The following is a 21,986-nucleotide window of genomic DNA, read 5'->3' as shown; positions in this document are numbered from 1 at the left end:
TTATAGCTTTAAAGATAGTCCTGCTGTAATTGTTTTTGATACTGGATATTTAGCTAAATCTAATCCTTTACCTCCTACTTCTGGATCTATACCAGAATAGTTTGTGATGGTAAATAAATTTTCAGCAGAAACAAAAACACGTAAATCTGTTCCTTTTAATGTATTTTTTGGTAATGTATAACCTAATGTAATATTTTTAAGTCTTAAATAAGAAGCGTTTTCTAAGTACCAACTAGAAGCTGTACCAAAATTATGATTATTGTCTTTTGTTGAAATTCTTGGTGTATCTGTATTTGTATTAGCTGGTGTCCAAGCACTTAACACTCTATTATCTAAATTATAACCTTGAAGTGATGCATTATACGCTACATATTTATATCCGTTAAATACTTTTACACCTGCAACACCTTGAAATATCATGCCTAGATCAAAGCCTTTGTAATCAAAATTGAGTCCAAAACTGTAGGTTAAATTAGGCTGATAGCTATCCATAAAAACTTTATCGTCATCATTTATAACACCATCATTATTTGTATCTTGAAATTTCAAATCGCCAGGCACTGCATTTGGTTGAATTAAAACGCCATCTTTAGCATAGGCATCTATCTCTGTTTGCGATTGAAAAACACCTAAATAAGGTACTAAATAGGTTGAATAGAGTTGTTGCCCCACTACAGATCTATATGGTGCTATTACTTCTCTTACATTGTCACTATGTGCTATATAATCTATACCACTATTATTATATCCGTCTAAATTGACTAACTTATTTTTAAGTGTTGATGCATTCGCATTAATAGTAAAGTGTAAATCTCCTATAGCATCTGTGTAACTTGCAGCTATTTCTAAACCTGTATTTTTTACTTCTCCACCATTTACATCAGCCGCACTTGTTCCTTGATGATGATCTTCTAAACCAGCTAGAATCATTCCCTTTGTTGTTTTTTCAAAATAATCAACAGTTAAGGACAATTTTTGATTAAAAAGTAAAGCATCCATTCCAAAATCCAAAGATTCTGATGTTTCCCATTTTAGATTAGGATTTGATTGCTTATCTGCATATACCCCTTTATCATCCTGTAAACCATCTTCTCCAATAATTAGCGTCTGGCTTCCTAAAGGCACATCAAAAGAATAATACCCTACAGGACGAATGTTACCAATTTGCCCCCATGAAGCTCTAAATTTTAAATCGTTGATGGCATCGATATTAAAAAAATCTTCTTCAGAAATTTTCCATCCAAAAGATGCTGCTGAAAATATATCTGATTGATTAGTTAGAGCAAGTCTTGACGTTTCATCTCTACGAATACTACCACTTACAAAATACTTCCCAGCATAATTATACATAACCCTACCTATTGCTGAGGTCAGAGCATCTTCATGAGCTTGTGAGTCATAACTACTTATTTCTGAAGCATTTTTCATATATTGGTTAAAAGAAGCTTCGTTACTAAAACCTTTACCTGTTTGGCTCACATATTCATAATCACTATATTGAGCAGAATAAACGGCCGTTACATTTAAATTATGAAGACCAAAAGATTTAGTATAAGACAATTGGTTGTCCCAAACCCATCTGTTCGTTACGGCGTTACTTTGTGTTAAGGAATTTTCTAAACTAGTTCTACCCAACTCTGGTCTTTTAGGTGAAAATGCTTTATAGTTTTCATTTGTTTTACTAAAAGTATAGTTGGTTTTAAATTTTAAACCATCAATAATTTCATAATCCAAAAACACATTAGCGTTGATAAAAGAAACTGGATTTTCTACGGTTGGTCTTAATAACAATGATACAGGATTATAAACATCACCATAAGCTCCTGCAAATTGAGATAAATTATAAGGAACCACACCATGGAACTTACCTTCATCATCATAAACAGGAGCTGCAGAAGGCATATATAATGCACTTAAAATAGTTCCTGAATATCCGCTAGAGGTATTTGTTCCTAATGCTTCTGTGTTAGAAAAATATACATTTTCACCTACTGTAATTTTATCTGTTAATTTAAAATCTGTTTTAACGCGAAATGAATATCTTTCAGATTGAGTTCCTAACAAAACACCTTCTTTTTTGTTATAACCAAAAGACGTCATATAATTAACATTGTCTGAAGCACCTTTAATACTTGCAGCTACGTTGTATATAGCAGCAGATCTAAAAATAGCATCCATCCAATTAGTTCTTGTTGTTTGTCCCCATGGATTTTGAGTGACATTATGTGCAGACTGTCTAGGAGTTCCTCCATTATCTGCCGCTAAATTATAAATATCAGCTTGCTCTTTTGCATTTAAAGGGGTGGGTAAATTAGAAGCATTTTGAAACCCTGAATACACATCCAAGCTTACTTGAGGTTTTCCAAGTTTCCCTCTTTTCGTTTGGATAACAATAACACCAGAAGCGGCTTGTGCTCCATAAATAGCAGCTGCCGAAGCATCTTTTAAAATAGAAACAGAAGCAATATCATTTGGGTTTATAGCAGGACCATAATAAGGAACACCATCTACAACTGTTAAAGGAGATTCTGAATTAACAGAACCATATCCTCTTATTACAATACTAGCCCCCGAAGTAGGGTCGCCCCCTTGTTGCATTACAGTAACCCCTGGAACATTTCCTTGTAAAAAATCGGTAAGGTTTGATACCGGTCTGGAAGCAATACTTTCAACATTACTCACTGTAGAAATAGCCGATGTTAAATCTCCTTTTTTAGATGAACCATAACCAATTAAGACGACCTCATCTAAAGCGCTAGCCTCTTCCTCTAATGCAACGTTTAACGTTTGATTTCCCGAATAAGAAACCTCTAATCCTTTATAACCTAAATACGCTATTTTAATGGTTCCTTTTTCTAAAGATACATTTAACTCAAAATTTCCATCAAAATCTGTAGCCACACCATTTGATGTCTTTCCATTAGGAATAAGTGTAGCCCCAGCAATAGGCACGCCGCCTTCTTTTGAAACAACCGTTCCTTTTACTATAGTTTGGGCCATTGCACCCATAAAACTAAAGAGGCAAAGCACAATAAATACGTTGATTTTTTTCATTTATATAACATTTAAAATTTGAGGCTAAACTATGCTGAGTTAAGTTTTACTAGGTAGATTATTGTTTCTCAAAAGTGGATTGTCGATACGTTTTATAGGCTTATATATACCATTTTTTATCACTTTTGTTGCAGTAACGTTTAGGAAACATTGAGGTAATCTGGTATTAAACTAGATGATTGTTTTTATTTTTTTTTGAAACGATTTAGGGCTAACATTAAAATACTTTTTGAAAAGACGACTAAAGTATTTAGGATCATTAAAACCACATTCAAAACTAATTTCAGATATATTTAAATTCCCTATTGCCAGTAATTGCTCGGCTTTTTGTAAACGAAGACTTATAATAACATCGGAAGGCGATTGATTCATTACTTCTTTAAAGACACGATAACATTTAGTACGAGATATTTCCAGTAACCCTATTAGTTTATCAACATTAAAATCAGGATTATCTAATTGATCTTTTATGATTTCCATGGCTTGCTTTACCAATTTTTCGTGTACATTTAAAACTGTTTTATCATTTAGATTTTTATGTAAAACTTCAATTTTAGTTTGATACTGTGATTGATATTGCTTTATTAAAGAATGAATTTTTTTATGAATAAAGTTTACACTAGAAGGCAGATGGATCACCGTATTTACACCTGCTTCAAGAGCTTGCTCCTGCAAACCAAAGTCTATTTGCTCTGTAATGTAAATTATGGGGAATTGTTGAAATCTTTTCTTCTTTAATAATTGCGTAATGTCGTGATCAAAAGATTTATTATATATAATTAAAGCTTGTAATGGCAATTGTTGTGACGCCGAATCTATAGCTTGAACATCTTGCTCAAAAATCAATTGATAATCTTTATTGTCTAGCATTTGATAAACCAAATCTGCATTCTCTGGGTCACAAAACACTAAAACTATAGGCTGTTTTTCTGAAATAGCTCCTCTATTATATAAATGCTTTAAAACAACTTTACCAGGTAGAGGCATCTCTAGTGTATGTATTGTAATCGGTATGTTCAATGATATTTCAAAATCTGTTTTTAAAACGACTTCCAATTCTCCGTTAAAATCTGCTACCAAGGTTTTAGCTGCTTTATAATATGGGCTAAACTTCTTAATGTTTGTCCATTGTTCTTTTAACAACTCTCCGGTTTCCCTAATGTTTATTAATATCTTCTCCGAAAAGAGCTCACAAATCACAACTAATTTATCATCTTCTTCTGTGTACTTTAAAATATCATTTAACAAATATTGAAACAATAATCTAAACCTTAAAACATCTATTTGAATTGAATCTGAGCTTGTATGAATTTGATAACTAAATGTAGATTTAGAATTAATTCGGTCAGAATTAATTTGTGCGTACAGATTCGTTATTAACGTCTCAAAAAGAATTTGTGTTGGTTTTAAATCTCCTAAATCTTTTATCTGGTTTAAATAATCCCATTCAGATATTAACTGAACCAAACTCATAGTATCTTGCTGTAAGGCTTCTTTAATATCGCTTTGATCTAACTGCTGTATTTTAGTTATAATTTTTGAAAGCTTAGGCTTGAAAGATGAAAGCACAAACGCTTTAAACTTTTCTACCTCAAAGTCCTGACTCTTTATTTGGTGATGCAGCGTTAATAAGGTTTCTTTTTGTTTAATAATTTCTGTATTTCTTTCCTTTAAATTTTGATTAGCTACTAACAAATCTTGTTTCTGAGATTCAATTACAGCTGTTCTTCTTTTTATTTTATCTTCTAATTTCTGTTGATATTCTTTAGAAAGAATGTTTTTTCTGATAATAATTGTAATTATTACAATGGAACAAACTACTAGTAAAATAAAATAAAATAATATTGTTTTATGAAAAGGTTTATCTATTTGAAGCTGAAACACTTTATGAACGGTATAGTCATTATTACCTATTTTTGTTAAAAAATTATAGTCCCCAAAAGGAATACCCTTATAAAAAACCTCATAGTTTTTAAGTAACCTCCACGTTTTATCCAATCCTTCCATTTTATAAAAAACAGGTGGCATATTACTAGTAAAACCTACTGGCACAATATTTAGTTTTAACTCAGCATCATAATATTTAAGCTTTAAATGTGAATCAAAATTTTCATCATCATTAACAACCGTTTTTAGTTTGGGTAGCTCTCCTCTATTTCTATGTGAATTAGGCTGAAAGTAACTTAACCCACTAATACCTCCAAAATAGAGTATCCCTTTTGCATCTTGAAAAGCTGCTCCCTCTGAAAACTCAACATTTTGCCAACCTTGATCTGGGGAAATTTGGGAGACTTCATAGTTAAATCTATTTATAGAAGCAATACCTTTTGTTGTACTTATCCAAACATTATCATTATTAGGCAACAGACTATATACCATATGACTAGGCAAACCATCTGACTCTGTAATATTTTTTATAATACCTTTATCTAAATCATAAACGCTAACGCCTCCTAAAGTTGAAATCCAATAATAATTGGCCTTTCTATCGTAATAAATACTGTAAACACTATTACCTAATAAGCCATCTTCTACTGTTACGCGTTTTATAATCCCCTTATTCCTATCGAAAAAGCATACACCATTTTCTTCTGTAGCTATAGCTATTGTCTCATTTTCAACCTCAATATGACGAATATTATATTGAGTAAGCTGCTCTTGATTGGGAAATGCCAAAAATTCATTTTTATTTAAATCGAACTTTGCTAAACCTCCCCAACAAGCAATCCATAATTGATGATCCTCATCTTCTTTAAATGAATAATTTCGATTATTAGGAAGTCCTTTAATAATTTCAGAGTTATATATTTTATACCCTTGTGTGTTAATACGAATAATACCGCCATATGTACCAACCCATACATCTCCATTTGAATCTGTAAACAAACTTCTAATACGGTTTAAATTAGTGTTCTGTTTTGCCTCTGTTACTAGATAAGGTAAAAAGCACTTTGTTTTATTACTAAAGAAGAACAATCCTTTTGTATAGTACCCTAGCCAAATTCTACTTTCAGCATCTTTAGTTATAGCTCGTATGGTTTGGTTTGGTAAATGTGGATATTTTATAGGATGAGGTATAATTGTTGTAATCTCCTCAGAATCTTTATACGCCATACTTACCCCACCATCTTTATGGCCTAACCAAATATTACCAAAATCATCTTGATATAGCTTTTCTATTTCATTACTTGTAAAGCTGTATGGAGCATATTGATCATACGTATAATGATCTATTTGATTGTTGTTAATATTATCGGTGGTATTTGGAATGATGTACAAACCATTTTTTCGGGTAGCATACCAAATGTTTCCATCTTCATCCGTAATAATGTCATTAATATTTAAGTTTGGATATTTTCTTAAAAGATAATTTTCTAAAACACTTTTAGATGGTTGCTCCCGAAGTTTATTTTTTCTAATAGATGTTACACGTCCTTTGTAAAAGCTAAAATATTCACCCTCAATATTTATAACCAAAGATCCCTTCTTAGAAAGTAAAATATCATAAAGCTGTTTATCAAAATAGTAGTTTTCAAAAACACCATTACCTTTATATGTACTTATAGATTTATCATCAGTAAGCATCCATATTTTATTATCCTTATCTTTAATGAACTTTTTAACTACGTTATCAGCAATACTTAAACTATCATTTTGCGTATGCTTAAAACATATTATTTTGTGTCCATCGTACACATTAACACCATCCCAAGTGGCAATCCATAAACGACCGTATTTATCACTTATTAAGTCATTTACTGAGTTATTAGACAAACCATCACTTGTAGTAAGGGATTTGAACTTTATATTTTGTCCTAAGAGTGAATTAAAGGATAAAACTAAAATATATAAAAGAATGTTGGACTTCATAATTGACCCACTAAAGTACTACGAACCGAATCCCTGACTATTAACTGTAATTTAATTAATAGTTAAGAAAAAGATTCGAAAACATTCATTTATCCTAAGGACTTGTCTATGATTACTTCCTATTAAAAATGGACTTGCAATAAAAATGGGACAATTAGATAAGAGTCATTATCTGTTTTAATCCGGCGTATCGACTCCCCATCCCAGCCGTAAAAATCACCATTGTAGACTTATTCATTTTATAAGCTCTAACAGTTAAAAATCAATTATAAAAAAGCAATCTTTAAAAAAGTATTTTATACATCTTTAACATCCATAATTTACTTCAAAACAATCATTTAAAATAAATTTATTTTTTTGAAAACTTAGACGTTGAATTTCTGATAATTAAATTTGGTTCTAATATGGTAACTTGATTATTTATTTTATCGGTAGTATTTTTTATTAATTCAAATAAAAGCAAAGACGCCACTTTACCCATTTCAACATCAGCCTGCCCAACTGTTGTTAATGAAGGCTCAATAACAGCGGATATAGGCTCGTTACTAAATCCTACAAAAGCCATATCTCTAGGTATATTACATCCTTTTTCCTTTAAATATTGCATAGTACTAATAGCAACAGTATCATTAGCAGCAAAAACACCATCTATATTTCCTAATCTTGCTATTTTATTGGCTAATTCCAAGCCATCTTCTTTCATCAGACGTGATTCTAATATGTAATTATCATCAATATCGAGACCATTATTTTTAAGAGCATTTTTATATCCTAATTCCCTTCTATTATAAAGTTCTGAGGTTTTTGGCCCACGTAAATGAACTATTTTTTTACAACCAATTTCAATCATATGCTCTGTGGCTTCAAAACTTGCTTTATAATCGTCTATAATAACGTTTATATTTTCCTTTAGCATAAATGGCCTATCAAAAAATACAATTGGAAAACCATCCTTTTTATATTCATTAAAATGATCTGAAGTATTAGTCTCCATGGACACTGAAACGAGTATACCATCAACCCGATTTGAATGCATCGTCTGTATTAGTTGTTTTTCCCTCTCAAGATTATCCAAAGATTGACAAATAATAACATCATATCCAGAATCATAGGCTGCGTCCTCGATACCTGAAATCACAGAAGCAAAAAAATGTCTTGATATTCTTGGAACAATAACTCCAATAGTATTCGTTTTTCTAGTTCTTAATTTAGAGGCTAAAGTATTCTTTTGATATCCTAGCTCGATAGCTTTTTTTAGTATTTTATCTTTGGTTTTAGCTGTCACAAGAGCACTATTACTTAAAGCACGTGAGACTGTAGAACTATCAATTCCCAGAGCTTTTGAAATATCATGTATGGTAGCTGTATTTTTTTTCATGAACCTTGAAATACTAAAATATTTATATAGATAGTAAATATAATAAGTTATGGTTATTACAATAATACAAACTTAAAAATACAATCGATTGTATTTAGAAGAAAATCACTATTTTTACAAAAAAATTATACCATTATGTCCATTAAATATGAAGTAAGATATGCTGCATCTCCGAGAGAGGTTAAAGAATTTAATACCGAGCAGCTGCGAAATGAATTTTTAGTTCAGAACATACTAGAACCTGATACAATCAATTTAGTATACTCCCATTATGATAGATTTATTACAGGGGGAGTTATACCATTAAGAAAGGCAATAGCTTTAGAAACTATAGCCCCATTAAAGGCCAATTATTTTCTTGAAAGACGGGAATTAGGTATTATAAATATTGGTGGATCAGGAACGGTATCTATTGATGGAACTCATTATGATTTAGAACACAAAGAAGCTTTATATGTAGGTAAGGGTAACAAAAATATTGTGTTTTCAAGTAAATCTGAAGAATACCCAGCAAAATTTTACTTAAACTCTACTCCTGCCCACAAGGCTTATCCAACCAAAAAAATAGGTGTTAATGATGTCGAGGTTATAGAATTGGGTTCAGCAGAAACGGCAAATGCAAGAACGTTAAGAAAATATATCGTTAATAGTGTTGTGGATGTTTGTCAACTGCAGATGGGTATGACTACTATTAAAACAGGAAGTAGTTGGAATACCATGCCAGCCCACGTACATGATAGAAGAATGGAAGTCTATTTTTATTTTGAAATAGCAGAAGATCAAGCGGTTTGCCATTTTATGGGAGAGCCAACAGAAACAAGACATGTTTGGATAGGCAATAACGAAGCCATTATATCTCCACCATGGTCAATTCACGCTGGATCTGGTACAAGCGCATATAGTTTTATTTGGGGTATGGCAGGTGAGAATTTAGACTATGGCGATATGGATATTTGTAAAATAAATGAACTAAGATAAAATTTAAAATATGTCAATAAACTTATTTGATTTAACTGGAAAAGTAGCTTTAGTAACTGGAGCTGTTCATGGGCTCGGAATGTCCATGGCGAAGGGATTAGGAAATGCAGGTGCTACAATTATTGTGAATCATAGAAGTAAAGATTCATTAGAATCAGCTGTAGAAGCATATAAAACATCAGGTTTAAAAGCCTATGGCTATGTGTTTGATGTTACTGATGAAAAAGCTGTTGCTGAATCTATTGCAAAAATAGAGACTGAAGTTGGCCCTATAGATATCTTGATAAACAATGCAGGCATTATCAAAAGAACGCCTATTGTAGATATGGAAGTAGCAGATTTTGAATCAGTTGTCAAAACTGATTTAGTGGGCCCATTTATTGTTTCAAAGCATGTAGCAAAAAACATGATGAAACGTGGAGGCGGAAAAATTATTAACATTTGCTCGATGATGAGTGAATTGGGTAGGGATTCCGTTAGCGCATATGCAGCAGCCAAAGGTGGATTAAAGATGCTCACAAAAAATATGGCTACTGAATGGGCTAAATATAATATTCAAACCAATGGTATTGGTCCTGGGTATTTTGCAACAAGCCAAACAGCACCAATTAGGGTAGATGGACATCCATTTAATGAATTCATAATAAGTAGAACACCAGCAGGTCGATGGGGCAATCCAGATGATTTACAAGGAGCTGCCATCTTTTTAAGTTCAAAAGCAAGTGATTTTGTAAATGGACATATTTTGTATGTTGATGGAGGTATTTTGGCTACAATAGGAAAACCTTCAAACGAAAATTAATAATCTTTTAGTCCTTAGCATCATGAATACATTTAGAATTTCAATCTACTTGTTAAGTCTTATGATTTTTTCTTCTTGTTCACAAAAAGAAAAAACATCATCTATTTTGGTAAAAAACACACTAGATGTGGCTCGAACCTTTGAAACAGTAGAATTAACAAAAAGCTTTTTAAATGTAGACGATTTATCTAAAATCGCTATCCGTGATGCTAAAACTGGCAAATTACAAGTTACACAAACTGTTGACAACGATGGTGATGGTATTATGGATCAAATTTTGTTTCAACCAGAAATAGCTGCAAATTCAGAAAAAACTTTTAATATCGTTCCTGTAACCGAAACCGATAAACCAAAGGCACCTGATCTCTGTTATTCTAGATTCGTACCGGAACGCACTGATGATTATGCTTGGGAGAACAATAAAGTGGCATTCAGAGTTTATGGTCCTGATGCTCAATACAGATATGAAAACAATCTAGAAGAACCTACTTTATCTAGTGGCGTTGATGCCTGGCTAAAAAGAGTACCTTACCCTATTATTAATAAATGGTATAAAAAATATACGGAAAAAACCGGGACTTATCATGAAGACACTGGAGAAGGTTTAGACAATTTTCATGTTGGTGCCAGTCGAGGTGTTGGTGGCATCGCTGCTAAAGTTGATACTACATTTTATTATTCAAAGAACTACACTAAATGGAGAACCATTACAACAGGTCCAATTCGAACAAGTTTTTATTTAGAATATGCAGATTGGGATGCTGCTGGAAACCCTATTAAAGAATCTAGAATTATGAGTTTAGATCAGGGCAATAATCTAACGAAATTCGTTATTTCTTTAGAGGGTACTAAAGACATCTATCCTGGGTTAACACTCCATGAAAAAGATGGGGTTGTTAAAGGAAATAAAAACAATGGCTGGGTAAGTTATTGGCAACCAATTGATGATTCTGAAATAGGTACAGCAATCGTTGCACCTAAAAACACGTTTCTTGGTTTTGAAACGTATGATACTAAAACAAAAGATTTAAGTAATGCATATGCACACCTTAAAGTAACAAATAACCAAGTTGTTTATTATGCAGGTTTTGGTTGGAAAAAAAGTGGTCAATTCAACACAGAACAAGAGTGGGAAAAATATTTAAATACATTTTCTAAATGTATTAACACACCATTAGTGGTCTTACTGCACTTGCCTGAACATTAGGTTAAGAGAACTACTGCCAGCTATAGATTTACCAGTAATGAGCAGAGCTGCGAAGCACATCACGAACAAGGCTATTTAAAATATTAAATGATGTGTTTTAATTTTTTTCTTTAATTCCTTTAACTGTTGGTTCTACAGGTTTGATACTGCCATCTGCATTAAACTCTAATTTATCAATACAAATTTCTCTGTTAAAACCTGCTGCATCTCCCATTCTAATGCCGTTTGGGCGATTAAAACGATGATATACAATATGCCAAATATCTGTATTTGGGGTTTGTATGACACTGTTATGACCTGTTCCATAAATACCTTCTTTTGGTCTTTTTTCAATAACAATATTATTCTTAGGAATGTTTAAAGGCCCTATTGGTGAATTTGAAGTTGCATATCTTACTCTGTAATTAGGGCTTCTGGTATCGTCTTCAGACCACATAAAATAGTACTTCCCTTTTCTGTAAAATACTTCTGTGCCTTCTCTAAACGTGTCATCTGGATGTAAAAGTGTTAGCGCGTTTTGTTTAACAGAAACCATGTCGTCATTCAACTCTACACAAGCCATATAGCCATTCCCCCAATACAAATAGCTTTTACCCGAAACGGGATCTAAAAACACATCTGGATCTATTTCTTGTCCGCCACTTACTCCTACAGGTCGTTTAGCAATCAAAGGTTTTCCAGAATCTACAAAAGGCCCTGTTGGATTGTCTGAAACTGCAACGCCTATTTTTTGTGCGGCTGTGAAATAATAAAAATATTTATACTTCCCATTAATCTTCTTTTCAACAGCGGTTGGTGCCCAAGCATTTCTGTCTGCCCAACTAACATCTTTTTTTAAGTCGAGAATAACCCCTTCATCTGTCCAATTCACTAAATCCGGTGAAGAAAATGTTTTAAAGTAAGTGCCAGACCATCCTGTAAAACCATCACTTGTTGGATAAATATAATACTTGTTCGTTTTATGTGCATAGATAATTTCTGGATCGGCATAAAATCCGCTTAAAACAGGATTGTTATCCTCATGAACCGAAATCTTATATGTTTTTTGCTTTCCAGCTGATTCAAAAAAATAATCTTTAGACCCTTTAGAAAAATCTTGTACACCTGTGGTTAACATAGTAACCCATGGCACCGTTTGAATTTTCAGGTCTAAACTCGCTATATCAGTTCCTAATTTCACAGGCACATAAATAGTGTCTTCATCATCTTTGATATCAACATTATACTTTCTAACGGCTTCGGAATTGAAACTTACAAACACACTTTTATCTATCGTTCCCCATTTTTCTAACAGCCTTTTCTTTTCTTTATCAGTAATTGCAATGACAGTGCCGTGACGTGGATGAAAATTCATTGAAATTGAATCATCTACCACCGCAAAATTCACTAAATCCGTACTTTTTGTAAATTGATATGTTCCAGAAGTGTACATATCATACATTAAAATATAGTCATCAGAATCTATCAATTTAAAAATACCAGATCCCTCAACGGGTTTGTCCGTTACATTCATAAAGCCTTTTAGCTCTTTATAACCGTTCGTTAAATTATCGGAAACAGCCTGCATAATACCTTTTTTAGACTCATCCTCATTTTTAAAAAAGAGGTGATATTTTCCATCTTTATAAATAATATCTCCATCAATACAAGCTGCATTGCTAGGACTATAATACAATTGTTTTGGTATGGTTTCTAAATCGGTAAAATCATCATTAGCATAGGCATAGTATATCTTGTCTTTGTCTTTTCCGTGTTTCATAGACCAATACACCATATATTTTTTTGCCTTTGCATCATAAATGGTCTGTGGGGCCCAAACACGAAGTAAATCTTCATTCCCTTCAGGAAATTTTTTTTGAATATTTACAACACTAGATGTCCAGTTAATTAAATCGATAGATTTTAATAATACCATGGCTCTATTGGAGTTCCACCCATTGGCTGAAACCATATCGGTTACTACCATATAAAACGTTTTTCCATCATCGCCTCTTAAAATATGAGGATCGCGAACGCCCCCTGTAGAACTTATTACTTCTGAACTTAAAATAGGCTCGTTATTATTGAGTGCATAGTAATTATAGCCATCTTCACTCAATGCATATCTTACAGCCTCTTCTCCTGGCCCATTACCTGTAAAATACGCAAATAAATAAGCCGTATACGTATTGTCTTCAGTTTGATTTATTGTCTTACATGCTGTAAAACACATAAGTAAAATAAGTAGGAATACACTATTAATTTGTTGTTTCATTTAAAAATTATTTTGCTTTTTTTAATTAAATTCTATTAAGCTTTTTGTATTTATTTCACTTCTAAAGTAGTTTCTATAGGTTTTAACCAAGGACTTGTAAATTTAATCGTAACCAAACCTGTTTTGCCTGTTGCTTGTATATAAGCTGAAATTTTACCATGGAAAACACGTTGTTTATTATCGGTATAATCGGTCATATCCTCATTATTACCTGCCTCTAATCCTAATAAAATAGCTGGTCCTGTAATTGAACACGTCACATCATTATCTGAAAGCATGACTGGCACACCATGTTCATCTATTGCTTGTACTCTAAGTTGTGCAACCCCTTTATCTTTGTTTAGTGTATTATTTTCAACTTTAACGGTAAGTGCATAAGGTTGCTTTGAAGAGACTATGGCATATCTGCTTAGTTCTTTGCCATCATCACTAAGTCCAACAGCTTCCAATTTACCCGATTTAAAAGGGATGTCCCAATATACAATTCCTGTTTTTTCATTATATTTTTTTTCTTCACCTACAATCATTCCATTTAACTCAAGGCGTACTTTATCAGTATTTGTATAAGAAACCACTCGTATCGTTTGACCTTCTTCATAATTCCATATGGGCCAAGCATCTTTAGAGAGTTCTTCATTATCTTTATTATTAGAAATATAAGTTCCTAAATACACCATAGGTTTATTTGACCAAAGTGATTGGCGAAAATAACCACGAGGTTTTATGTTTCCGGAAAAATCGACTAAGCCAGAATAAAACCCTCTGGAAGGCCAACGTCCAGATTCACCAAGATAATCTATGCCTGTCCATAAAAACTGTCCGAAAACATGAGCATTATTTTTCACCGCTAACCAAGCCTCTATATCATGACGATTTTCACTACCGTAAATAACCCGATTCGGATATTTTTTATGATCGGATTGGTATCTGCTTTCTGTATAATTATATCCTGTAATATCCAACGCTGCTGGATATGCCGTTTCGTTGGACATGGCTACACCAGCCAAACCGGCGGTTGTAGGACGTGATTTATCGTGTTTTTTTACAGCAGCAACTAAACGTTTTGCAATAGCTCCAAGGTGCATGGCATCGGGAGCCTCTTTTTTATAGCCTCCATAAACAGCTTGTGAAAATCCTGTATCTCCTCCTCCATCTAATACAGGATGTGAATAGGGATCGTTAGGATAATCTACTTCATTTCCTATACTCCAGGCAAAAACGGATAGATGATTTCGATCGCGACGCACTATATCTTCCAGGTCTTTTTCAGCCCAATCTGCAAAAATATCATAACTTCCTTCATAACCTGGAGTTCCCTCATTCCAGCCTTCTAGCCATTTACGCTTTGGAAATTCCCATTCATCATATGCTTCATTAAGAACCAATAAACCCAATTCATCACAAAGTGTATAAAAATCCGGGGACTCTGGATTATGGCTGGTTCGTATGGCATTGACGCCTATTTCTTTTAAGGTTTCTAATCTTGATTTCCAAACCTCAACAGGTACCGCCGATCCTAATACGCCTGCATCATGGTGTAAACAAACCCCTTTAACTTTCATCCATGTGCCATTAAGAGCAAATCCTTTGTCTGGGTTGAACGTAAAACTACGAAATCCTGTTTGCGTAGTTGTTTTATCGATTATGTTACCTGCTTTTAAAACGGTTGTTTTAAGTTGATATAGATTTGGATGATCTAAATCCCAAAGTTTAGGATTATTAACCTTTAATTTTGTTGAAACTTTGCCAGATTGCTTAGCATCAATTTTCATTTTATTGATACTCTTGGCTATTACTTTTCCTTTTGCATCGATTAATTCATTTACTAATTGTAAACTTTCTTTAGTATCTAAACCATTTTCTATGGTAACTTCTATATTTAAAATGCCCAAATTTTTATCTATTTCTGGATATACATAGACACCCCATTGTGCAATATGGATAGGATTTGCATAGACCAACCAAACGTTTCGGTAAATTCCAGAGCCTGTGTACCATCGGGAATCAGCACTTTTACTATGATCTACACGAACAGCAATCGTGTTCTGTTCTCCGTATTTAATATACGATGTGGCATCGTAAGCAAAAGAAATATAGCCATTAGGCCGTTTTCCTAAAGATTGTCCGTTAACAAAGACTTCACTTCTATTATAGACCCCTTCAAAATATAAAAATACGTTTTGACCTTGTCTTTCTAATGGAATATTAATGCTTTTTCTATACCAAGCAATTCCTCCTGGCAAATAGCCAGTACAACTCGCCAAAGTAGGACTCAATTGCCCTTTTATACTCCAATCATGGGGTACATTTATGGTTTGCCAGTTATCATCATTGAAAGACTTGTTTTTAAAGTCTTGATGGTCTTGAAGGGTAAATTTCCACTGGTCATTAATTTTTTCGGACTCTCCAAATGATATCTGGCTGAAAGCTGATAGATTGTAAAAACTTAGGATTAATGCTGCTATTTTTATTTTGAATCTCATTTTTTGGCTCATTCATTAAAATTTTATTCTTTCTGATACACACGTAAATAATCTATTTCATATACGACTGGAAAAATAGTCTTTGTATATGCACCACCATTGAGTCCCCCTATCGCTAAATTTATCAATAGGTAATGTGGTTGATGAAATGGGTTTTTATGATTGGTTTCGTTTATTGTGGTTGCTAAATCGGCTTCATTCAATAATTGGTTATCTACATAAAGTTTTATAGAGGTCTCATCCCAATCCATACGCCAAACATGAAATTCGTTAGCCCAATTATCCTTGAAAGTATTTAAATTATAAGTTTTACTATTCCAAATCGGTTTCCATTTTTGATTTGATTCCCAAGCGATATTGGCCAAAATGTTACCTTTATAATATTCCATGATATCAATTTCGCCATTAGAGGGCCAATTTCCATCAATTCCTAATGTCCAAAACGCTGGCCATATACCATCACCTACTGGTATTTTTGCTCGCATTTCAAAACGTCCGTATTTCCATGAATGTTTATTTGCAGTAAGTAAACAACTTGATGTTACTTTTATTGAATCTCTATTTTTTCGCCAATCTTCATGCTCTTTAGATTCAAAATTAGGATTTGGTTTGAATGCTTGTTTTGCTGTAATAATTAGATAACCATCTTTGCAAACAGCATTCTCTTTTTGGTACCATTGATCTTCTAAATTACGAACAAAGCCGTGTTCGTAATTCCAGTTATCAGGATTTGGAACACAATCTATATTAAACTCATCGTTCCAAACTAAATGATACCCTTTAACAGGTTTTAATGTATTCTTTCTAGAAGCACAACTACTAATTGTAAAAACTAAAAGCAATAAAAGAAGAATCTGATTCAAAAAGAAAAGTTTATAACTCTTAATTACTATTTTCATATACTTTACACAGAAATTATTGACATCAATAGTGTTGAATAACTATAATCCTTACTTTTTAGCATATTGCTTCTTTTTAGATTCATAATACTCCTGTAACACATAAAACGCTTGCTTTTTCCGTCCCTTTTCAGAAACCAAACCTTTACGATTCCATCCGTCCTGCACATTTGGTAATTGTCTTAATGGCGATTGAAAATCTGCCAAAATCCATGGCGTCATTCCTGAAAGTCCAGGAACACGCTCAAACATATCAATATTTTCTTTATATAGGTTGGCTTGATATTCCTCGCTCCACCTGGTTTTAGAATCGGCATGAAATCCTTGAAGTGCACCGCCACCGAACTCACTGATAATAACCGGTTTTTCGTAAGCAATCTTGAAGTTTTTTTCTCGACATTCAATGGGATCTCCACCGTACCACCCTAGATATTCATTAAAACTTACAATATCCAATTCTTTAGCAATAGGATCACTTACCATATACCATTTACTTTTATCCCCATCGTGCCAACTATCTTTTTTACAAGCTGCACTTAACAAGCGGGTAGGATCAATTTTGCGAATATACTGTGCTACTTCAGTTAAAAAATGATTACGGGCCTCATCTGGCTGTGTTTCATTAGCAATACTCCATATAATACTGGCAGCACGGTTTTTATCTCTCCGTATTATTTCTGCATATTGGCGTTTGGCATTTGCTAGCACCTCTTCGTTTTTCCAATCAATTCCCCAATATAAAGGTAATTCTTCCCATAACAATATTCCCAGCTCATCAGCCAATCGCACGATATTTTCTTGGTGTGGATAGTGTGCCAAACGAGCAAAATTACAACCTAGCTCTTTTGTCCATTCCAGAGTCAATCTGGCATCGTCCATAGAGTTCGCCCGATCTTCCCTTGTTGGGTTTTCATCATGAATTGAAATACCTCTTAAAAAAATAGGCTTTCCATTTAAAAGAATTTGAGTTCCTTTTGTTTCAATACTTCTAAAACCAACCTGATCTGATAAATGATCTTCATCTGTACTTATGTTAATGGTGTAAAGTTTAGGATTTTCAGGATCCCACAATTCGACTTTTCTTGTTTTAAAGGAAAAGTTTCCTTTCCCTTCCTTATTGATATGAATCATTTTAGAAAGCCCTAGTTCAGGTATTTCAATCATTGCCTCAGTGGGATGTTTGGGTCCAGTTAATTGAATACTACCCACTATTTCTTTTTCTTTAGACAGAGCTGTTTCTTTTTTTAGTGCTATGGTAAAATCATCAATATAATTCTGAGGAACTTCAACCAACGTAACATCTCGGGTGATTCCTCCGTAGTTGTACCAATCTGTAACCATTCCAGGAATATTTTCCTTTTCCCTTCGATTGTTCACACCAAGTATTAAAAAATTATCTTTGTCTTTAATAAGATCCGTTACCTCAAAACTAAAAGGCGTAAAACCACCTTCATGAGTTCCTAATCTCTTTCCATTAAAGGAGTAATCGGTTTTATAATTAGCAGCCCCAACATAGATAAACACTCGAGAATTCTTAAGCTTTCTTTGAAAATCAAAAGTTTTACGATACCATACACTGCCTTCATAATAATAAAGCTCATCTTTTTGAGCATTCCAAGAACCTGGAACCCATAAGCTTTGTGCTTGATCAAAGCTATATTCTACTCTATCCGTTTTATCTGCAGGTTTCTTATTTTCGTAAAGAGGACTAAATCCAATACTTCCTGTACTGTATTGGTCGATAATATACTTCCATTTCCCTCCCAAACTTTGATGCGTTCGATTATTAACATTTGTAATGAAGTTGTCTTGTGCATATAGCTGTTTATAACTAAAAAGTAAGCATAGCAAAAAAAAGATGGTTTTCATATAGTTTTTAATTTTCATTTTGAGTAGATTAATCATAAATATAAAAGTTTTTTAAAGTATTATTTTTTTACTAAACTCAATTATTCACTTAAAGCATGATCTACAGGTATATTTTGTCCAGACCAAATTTTCTTTTGTGTCCAAGGCTGATAAGGATCTTTCCAAAAGGGAGCCTCAGCAGGCAAGCCTAATACTAAAAATGCTTCAGAACATAAATACAAACTTCCTGTAGAAATGTAACCTTCTCCAATATTTGGTTGATGTCCATATAATCCTATTTGAAGCCAACCATTTTTATCAAAAGTTCCTGGAGCATTTATCTGATTGTGAATCATAACATATAATGCAGAACGTACTTGGGATGGTGCCATTTCCTCAGGTAATTCTTTCCAAAGGGCTATTTGAGATAAATGTTGAAAAGCACCAAAACGATACGCTAACGACCTACCAATTGGAGGATACGTTCCATCTGGAGAGATTAATCGCTCTTGAATGGCCGCATAACGCTTGGCTCTTTTTAACGCTATATTATAATCGCCTTTACGGCTACTATCTTTTTCTAAAAGTGTTTTTAAAATATCAAGTATCATGGGTTGAATTACAAAACTGTTGTAGTAATCCCAATGAAAATCTGGACCATCTCCATATGTTCCATCACCCAAATACCATTCGTTGTGTTTATTTAAAGGGTAATCCAAACGCATATTGTCTGAGCTACCATCAAATTTGTCTAATGCAGCTTCAATCATTCCCGAAAAAAGCAACCAATTACTATAATAGGGTTTAATAACTCTTGTGGACTTCAATGCATGAATAACATTTTCTTTGGTCTTCTCTTCTAATGGTTCCCATAATTGATTAGGAGCCCTAAGTAAGGCCTGTGCAAAAAAGGCCGCATCAACAAGAGGTTGCCTATCATTTACAAAATTCATAAAATCTGGTGAACTAGGATCTGTTGCATTCTGGATACATTTTCTAGCTAAATCAATATATTTTTCTCTTAATTTACCTTCAGGCGTATTATCTGAGCCTAATTCTAGCCAAGGAGCCATTCCTGAAAGCAATCTTCCAAAAGCTTCTAAATACGTTACATGTGAACGTTCATCCCAAGCTCTTGGTGATTTTTCTATAGGCATCAATTCCTTTAATTGATTTTTACTTAATGCACTTAAAACAGGATCGCCAATCTTAACTAAAGTAGATACAAAAAATTCTCTTACTTTTAAGGGTGGCATTTTTTCATAATTCTTTTCTTGTGGAAAAAAACTGTTTGTTGCCAAGAAAAAGAAAGTTATAGCAAATAATATGTTCCTTAATTTTTTATTCATAATGGTTTGTGTTTTTGTTACTTTAAAAAACAATATCGAGTTATCTTGATAAAAAAACACATTGGAATCAATATCCTAACAGATAAATTTGTGTATTTCATAAAATAGGAATAAGTATAATAAAAAAATTATACTTATTCCTTTCAAACTACTAAACTAAACAATTAACTAAATCTATTTCAATTTTTAATAACCCGGATTTTGTTCTAAAACGGCATCCTTATTTAGATCTATTTCACTTTGTGGAATAGGCAATAGGACATTATAATCTTGTAAACCATTAGTGGTTTCAATATTTCCTCCTGCAAGTGGAGCTGTTCCATTTAACCTTTTAGCTCTTTCTACTAATGTACCTGTTCTTACCAAAGTTATTCTTCTGTTTTCTTCTCCTATTAATTCTCTAGCTCTTTCGTCTAAAATAAAATCTAAAGTGATATCTCCAGCATCAACAAATGGGGCATGTGCTCTATCTCTAAGAACATTAATATCTTGAGCAGCACCATCAAAATCACTTTGCTTAAACCTAGCTTCCGCTCTTAAAAGATATGTTTCCCCTAAACGCATTATAATAAAATCTTTAAACTGACCATATCCAAAAACATCTCTTGGGTCAAATTGACCCCACTTAAGTATGTATGGCGCATTTTTATAAATAGTATCTGCTGCAAATATTTTCACTTCACTAGCATCTGGTAACGTAAAAGTAACGTCTTGACCATAAGGAACAGGTAAACCTCTAATATCATCATATTTAGAATTGGTATTATTAAAATAATGCTGACGATGGATTGAATATTTGGAATTACGCATATCTCCATCATCATAAAGATTATATAGCACCCAATTGTCTAATCTAATCCTACCTAGACCTCTTCCTCCTAAAGTATCAGTAGGTTCCATCCCTGGCAAATCATGATATGATGCTCCCCAAACTCTTCTTTGTTGAGGCCATCCTGTGCTTCCACCAGTTACATCTGTTGGATTTTCTTGTTCTAATACCCAAATTGCTTCAGTATTTCCTTGTGATCGTCTTTGGTTTCCGTTGATAAACATATCTGAAAAAGCATCACCAGGCTCACTTGAACGAACACCATATCTATTTTTTACTAGTGAATATTTGCCACTATTAATAATAGTATCACAACGCTTTTCTGCAAGATCAGGCTTACCTATACGTAAATATACTTCTGCCAATAATTGTCGAGCCATATTTTTATTTGCTCTTCCTGCATAGGCAGCTTTATCTACCTCTGGTAAATTTGCTACAGCTTTTTCTAAATCAGTTACAATCGCTGTGTTTACTTCATCTAAAGACGCTCTTGTAAAATCTGTCTTTGCATCATCTATAGGTACTAAAACTAATGGAACACCTCCATATAATGTTGCTAACATATTATAAGCATAAGCTCTAAAAAATCGTCCTTCCCCATTAAAAGCTTTTATCTCATCTTGGGACATTCCAACTGCATTGCCTGATTCCGCATTATTAATAATTATATTTGCATTATTTATAATTTTATATGCTCCATTCCACACTTTACTTGCTCCCCAATCTGTAGAGTTTAATTGTGAGTAATCAAAATAAGGCCTAGCCAAACCATTAGATCTACCTGAAGGTGCCCACATAATGTCTGTTCCTAATTGAAACATTCCTAGAAAAGTTTGATCTTGATCTGTTGTGTAGAATGTACTACTTAGACTATTATATAATCCAACAGCAGCGGCATCATACCCTAATTTATCATTTAATGTTTCTGGTGCTAACGCATCTAACACCTTTTCATCTAAAAAAGAATCTTGACATGAATAGTTAACAAGCAACAATGCGCACATGCCAACTAAATATTTTATACTTATCTTCATT

12 protein-coding genes are annotated in these 21,986 nt (G+C 33.2%); 3 read left to right on the top strand and 9 right to left on the bottom strand.

From position 1 onward, the window contains the following. From DKT72_RS04225 to DKT72_RS04215, 3 genes are all read right to left on the bottom strand, one after another. Positions 1-3,054, bottom strand: a complete 3,054-nt coding sequence (locus DKT72_RS04225; protein WP_111307472.1) for a SusC/RagA family TonB-linked outer membrane protein — start codon at positions 3,052-3,054, stop codon at positions 1-3. 171 nt (positions 3,055-3,225) lie between these two features. Continuing rightward, positions 3,226-6,924, bottom strand: coding sequence for a two-component regulator propeller domain-containing protein (locus tag DKT72_RS04220; RefSeq protein ID WP_111307471.1), 3,699 nt, complete (start codon positions 6,922-6,924; stop codon positions 3,226-3,228). Between the two features lie 349 nt (positions 6,925-7,273). Continuing rightward, positions 7,274-8,302 (bottom strand): LacI family DNA-binding transcriptional regulator, encoded by a 1,029-nt coding sequence (locus DKT72_RS04215; RefSeq protein ID WP_111307470.1) that lies wholly within the window; start codon positions 8,300-8,302, stop codon positions 7,274-7,276. Between the two features lie 135 nt (positions 8,303-8,437). Between DKT72_RS04215 and kduI the strand changes: the two genes are divergently transcribed. From kduI to DKT72_RS04200, 3 genes are read left to right on the top strand one after another with little or no spacing between them, the layout of a single operon-like run. Continuing rightward, positions 8,438-9,280: a 5-dehydro-4-deoxy-D-glucuronate isomerase gene (kduI, locus tag DKT72_RS04210; protein ID WP_111307469.1), complete on the top strand. Its 843-nt coding sequence runs from the start codon at positions 8,438-8,440 to the stop codon at positions 9,278-9,280. A gap of 10 nt (positions 9,281-9,290) precedes the next feature. Continuing rightward, positions 9,291-10,082: a gluconate 5-dehydrogenase gene (locus tag DKT72_RS04205; RefSeq protein WP_111307468.1), complete on the top strand. Its 792-nt coding sequence runs from the start codon at positions 9,291-9,293 to the stop codon at positions 10,080-10,082. Positions 10,083-10,104: 22 nt separating this feature from the next. Further along, a complete protein-coding gene (locus DKT72_RS04200) occupies positions 10,105-11,289 on the top strand; it encodes a BT3233 family polysaccharide utilization protein (protein ID WP_111307467.1) in 1,185 nt (394 codons plus the stop codon). A gap of 97 nt (positions 11,290-11,386) precedes the next feature. Here the strand turns inward: DKT72_RS04200 and DKT72_RS04195 are convergent, their stop codons facing one another. The 6 genes from DKT72_RS04195 to DKT72_RS04170 form a co-directional block, all read right to left on the bottom strand. After that, positions 11,387-13,543, bottom strand: a complete 2,157-nt coding sequence (locus DKT72_RS04195; protein ID WP_111307466.1) for a glycoside hydrolase family 43 protein — start codon at positions 13,541-13,543, stop codon at positions 11,387-11,389. A 50-nt stretch (positions 13,544-13,593) separates the two neighbouring features. After that, on the bottom strand, positions 13,594-16,026 hold the full coding sequence (locus DKT72_RS04190) for a glycoside hydrolase family 2 TIM barrel-domain containing protein (protein WP_111307621.1): 2,433 nt from the start codon (positions 16,024-16,026) through the stop codon (positions 13,594-13,596). A 23-nt stretch (positions 16,027-16,049) separates the two neighbouring features. Further along, positions 16,050-16,889: a glycoside hydrolase family 16 protein gene (locus tag DKT72_RS04185; protein WP_220628078.1), complete on the bottom strand. Its 840-nt coding sequence runs from the start codon at positions 16,887-16,889 to the stop codon at positions 16,050-16,052. Between the two features lie 87 nt (positions 16,890-16,976). Further along, the gene (locus DKT72_RS04180; RefSeq protein ID WP_235841602.1) at positions 16,977-18,812 is read right to left on the bottom strand and encodes a glycoside hydrolase family 2 protein; all 1,836 of its coding nucleotides are present in this window, start codon (positions 18,810-18,812) and stop codon (positions 16,977-16,979) included. A 62-nt stretch (positions 18,813-18,874) separates the two neighbouring features. Then, entirely contained in the window at positions 18,875-20,122 is a 1,248-nt protein-coding gene (locus DKT72_RS04175) for a DUF2264 domain-containing protein (protein ID WP_111307619.1), read from the bottom strand. Positions 20,123-20,308: 186 nt separating this feature from the next. Beyond that, complete coding sequence (locus DKT72_RS04170; RefSeq protein ID WP_111307464.1) at positions 20,309-21,985, bottom strand: RagB/SusD family nutrient uptake outer membrane protein; 1,677 nt, start codon at positions 21,983-21,985, stop codon at positions 20,309-20,311. Position 21,986 lies beyond the last annotated feature (1 nt).

Origin of the sequence: Confluentibacter sediminis, from assembly GCF_003258355.1 — a bacterium.
GTDB lineage: Bacteria > Bacteroidota > Bacteroidia > Flavobacteriales > Flavobacteriaceae > Confluentibacter > Confluentibacter sediminis.
Note: the sequence above shows the minus strand (reverse complement) of the source record. Positions and strands in the feature narration are given on the sequence as shown.